The organism is Dialister sp., from assembly GCF_051885895.1.
Taxonomy (GTDB): domain Bacteria; phylum Bacillota; class Negativicutes; order Veillonellales; family Dialisteraceae; genus Dialister.
This window is the reverse complement of sequence record NZ_JBJEXP010000092.1, coordinates 2,525-6,502: the sequence shown is the minus strand read 5'-3', so window position 1 is coordinate 6,502 and position 3,978 is coordinate 2,525. Positions and strand designations below refer to the sequence as shown.

The window sequence follows — 3,978 nt, the reverse complement described above, 5'->3', positions numbered from 1 at the left end:
GGAGTGGTGACTACGATTTTTTCCGGAGTAATGATGACAGCACCCTTGGCGCTGCAGGCACCGTGGAAAAGTTCATCAGCCATTGCCTTGAATTTCTCTACCACCGGTCCTTCCGTCACATAGTCAGCCTTTCCTTTGACCTGATAGCCTTCCGATGTTTTCGGGTCAAAGGCAGAAATGGCAATCCGGTGATTGGCTTCAATGTTTTCCAGTGTCTGTTTCAGGAATACATCGCCGATGGCCAGCTTTCCGTCATCCAGTACAGCTTTGAAGCCTACCGGTACTACATTGGGGAATCCCTTGCTGCATACAGTGGCTGCTTCCCAGAGATTGTTTTCGAGAATTTTCTTTACCTGTTCATTCATTATAGAAAAACCTCCTTTACAACTGTCTCTATTATACTCCATGGGGAAAGAGTCATGGGAGGGGGCCGCTTCCGGCTGTCAGCTTACCGCCGGACATTGTCATGCTGAGCCCTGTTCCCGAATGCAAGAGGGTTCAGGCGCCTTGCGGCGCCCGGGTTCATGGTGCCATCGGGGCTCCGCCCCTGGACACCACAGGTTCCTCCCACAGAGCGGGCCGGTTCAGAGGGAAGTTTTGAATGCCGCCTGCGGCCCCCTTTTATACTCATCGCCGTAGGCGATACCACCACCCTCTGAACCCTTTGAACCCTAAAAAGCAGGGCCGCTGCTGCGGTCCTGCTTTTTAATTATCAAATCCTTCCTTCAGCTGGATGAGGCCCTGCTCCAGGGTTTTCCGGGGGCAGGCCAGGTTGAAGCGGAGGAAGCCTTCGCCTTCCTTTCCGAAAACATAGCCCATATCCAGCCACAAATGGCAGTCATAGAGGACTTTATGTTCCAGCTCTTCATTGGAAAGACCGTAGGCAGAAGCATCGATCCAGATGAGGTAGGTGCCTTCCGGTTCAATCAGTTTCATTTTGGGGAGGTTTTCTGCCAGATACTTTCTGGTGAAATCCAGATTTTCTTTAATGTAGGTTTTTACGGTTTCCAGCCATTCGCGGCCTCCTTCATAGGCGGCCCGGCAGGCGGTAAGCCCCATGACATTCAGCTGGTCATAGCCGAAAGAGTCCAGCTCTTCCTGAAAAGCTCTGCGAATGTCAGGATTGGGAATCAGGATATTGGAATTCTGGAGTCCAGCAATATTGAAGGTCTTGGAAGGAGCGGTGCAGATAATGGCATTCTGCGCCGCTTCTTCACTGATGGTGCCGAAGGCGGTATGTTCATGGCCGGGGTAGGTGAAATCTTCATGGATTTCATCAGCCACGATCCTGACACCGTGGGCCAGGCAGATATCAGCATACCGGGTGAGCTCTTCCTTTGTCCATACCCGCCCTACAGGGTTGTGAGGGGAGCAGAGAAGGGCCAGCTTTACATTGCCTTTGACGATTTTTTCTTCCAGATCATCGAAGTCCAATGTATAATGGCCGTTTTTCAGGACCAGGGGGCTGTTTACCGGTTTTCTTCCGTTTTTCAGCACGGCATTCAGGAAGGGGTAATACACGGGCTGATTAATGAGGACGCCTTCGCCTTCCCGGGTCAGGGCTTTGACGGCCAGATTGATGGCCGGCACAACGCCAGGGGTCTTGATGAGCCATTCCGGGCGGATGGTCCAGTGGAAATAGGTTTCCTGCCAGCGGGCCAGGGCTTTGAAATAAGCTTCGCTGGATTCGGAATAGCCGAAGATGCCATGACGCACCCGCTTTTCCAGGGCGTCAATAATGGGCTGGGCTATACGGAAATCCATGTCCGCGACCCAGAAGGGAAGCACATCTGCCGGCTTTCCACGGGCCACGGCAAAGTCATACTTGAGGCATCCGCTGCCCCGGCGTTCAATGATAGTATCTAAATCGGAAAGTTTCATGGTGGACTCCTTTGTATATTGTGTCAATGTCGGTGATGGGCTGTATTCTCAAATGCACGAGGGTTCAGGCGCCTTTGGCGCCCGGGGTCTATGAGTCGTGCGCTTGCCGCGCCGACCCATGGGTTCCGCCCACAGAGCGGGCCGGTTCAGAGGGGAGTTATATATGCCCGCCTGCGGCGGCGAAAACCGTACAACCGCCCTGGCGGGCGATGGAAATGCACCCCTATTCCCGCTGCGCGGGACTTCCCCCGGAGGGGGAAGTCCTAGCGGCGCTATGCTTTGTGATACTTGTGAGATAATTGCTTTTCGGAGCTTTATCATGCCCCTGCTTTTGTGGGCGCATAGGAACTGGATTTGTTTTGTAGGGAAGCGAAGCGCCCCGAAAATCCGGTGACATGCTTCCCCGTGGAGAAAGGTGGCACGCTGGCATCAAAGAAGTGCATTTCAAACGGGTGTTTTCCTGCTACCGAAAGGGAGCCTATCTATAAACTCATCGCCGTAGGCGATACCAAAACCCTCTGAATCCTTTGAACCTTTTTCCTCATCTCTTCCCGCCAACTGGTATTTATCAGTCAAGGTCTCACTATCGTCATGTATCAAGATTCTTCGCTGGCGCTCAGAATGACGGCGTTCGGCGGGAAGGCACAGGCTGCTTGGCGGCCTTTAATCCAGCGCCTGTTTCAAATCAGCAATCAGGTCATTGACATCTTCAATGCCTACGGAGAGGCGGAGGAGGCAGCTGGTAATGCCCCGGGACTGCCGTTCTTCTTCCGAAAGATCGCTGTGGGTCTGGGTAGCCGGATAGGTAATCAGGCTTTCTACACCGCCCAGGCTTTCAGCAAAGCGGATGAGCTTTACATTTTTCAGGACAGAAAGCGCCGTTTCATGGCTGTCCGTATAGAAGGAAAGCATGGCACCGGCACCTCGGGACTGTTTGAAATGGATGTCTCTGCCGGGGAAATCAGAAAGTCCGGGATAGAAAACTTTAGTAATTTTCGGATGATTTTCCAGCCATTCAGCCAGAGCCTGGGCATTTTTCTGGGCTGCTTCCATGCGGAGGGCCAGGGTTTTGATGCCGCGGGTAACGAGCCAGCTGTCCCAGGGAGCCAGGCAGCCGCCTACGGTTTTATAAAGGAAGCGGATCTTTTCTGCAATTTCCTTATCCCGGGCTACCACAAATCCTGCCAGTGTATCGTTGTGGCCGGCCAGATACTTGGTACCGCTGTGGATGACAATATCGGCGCCAAAGTCGATGGGATTGCAGAAATAAGGACTCATGAAGGTATTGTCTGCAATGAGGAGGGCACCGTGGGCATGGGCGATGTCTGCCATTTTTTTGATATCGGTGATCTGCATCATGGGGTTGGTAGGCGTTTCAATATAAACGGCTTTGACAGTGTCATCAAAGGCATTTTCCACCTGGTCGGGGTGAGATGTATTGACAAATTTGAAATGAATGCCGTTCTTTTCGTTGATGAAACGGAAAAGACGGATAGAGCCGCCGTAAAGATCATCAGAAGAAAGGATGGTATCTCCCGGCTTGAAAAGTTCCATGACCATGGAAATGGCGGCCATGCCGGAAGAATAGCTGGTACAGTCACAGCCGTGTTCAAGTGCGGCTACCACCTTTTCCGCACATTCTCTGGTAGGGTTCTGTACCCGGGTGTAATCATAGCCGGTAGACTGGCCCAGCTCCGGATGGCCGAAAGTAGCGCTCTGAAAAATCGGTACGGAAATACAGCCGGTGGGATCCTGCCAATCGCTCCCATGAATGCAGATTGTTTTGATATTCATAAAAATTGCCTCCCTTAAAAGTCCATGAAAATAAAAAAATCGTCTCTCGAAAACGAGAGACGATGAATAACCGTGTTACCACTCTGCTTTTCCATTCCGTCACCGGAATGGACTTATCAGGTACGCCGGCCTATGCCATAAATACCCTGCTGCTGTAACGGGCAGTCCCGGCGGGCTTCACGATTCGGCCCGGAGGCTCCAAGTCCATCTTCGGGCTCCCCTCCTGCACTGCTTTCACCAGACGCAGCTCTCTTTGCCATTCCGGAAACCTTACTCTTCTTGTCATTGCCTTCTTTGAAATTG

General features: G+C 52.3%; 4 protein-coding genes. All 4 read right to left on the bottom strand.

The window, feature by feature from the left end; genetic code table 11:
- The coding region (locus tag ACI4N7_RS07990) for a pyridoxamine 5'-phosphate oxidase family protein (RefSeq protein WP_439732830.1) at positions 1 to 365 on the bottom strand (365 nt) is incomplete at its 3' end.
- A 340-nt stretch (positions 366 to 705) separates the two neighbouring features.
- Entirely contained in the window at positions 706 to 1,881 is a 1,176-nt protein-coding gene (locus ACI4N7_RS07985) for a MalY/PatB family protein (protein WP_439732829.1), read from the bottom strand.
- 663 nt (positions 1,882 to 2,544) lie between these two features.
- Positions 2,545 to 3,675: a trans-sulfuration enzyme family protein gene (locus tag ACI4N7_RS07980; RefSeq protein ID WP_439732828.1), complete on the bottom strand. Its 1,131-nt coding sequence runs from the start codon at positions 3,673 to 3,675 to the stop codon at positions 2,545 to 2,547.
- 116 nt (positions 3,676 to 3,791) lie between these two features.
- The coding region (locus ACI4N7_RS07975) for a hypothetical protein (RefSeq protein ID WP_439732827.1) at positions 3,792 to 3,978 on the bottom strand (187 nt) is incomplete at its 5' end.

Bases quoted from the DNA above. Each gene is read 5' to 3' on its own strand.
- ACI4N7_RS07985 (WP_439732829.1), bottom strand. From the start codon at position 1,881: ATGAAACTTTCCGATTTAGATACTATCATTGAACGCCGGGGCAGCGGA.
- ACI4N7_RS07980 (WP_439732828.1), bottom strand. From the start codon at position 3,675: ATGAATATCAAAACAATCTGCATTCATGGGAGCGATTGGCAGGATCCC.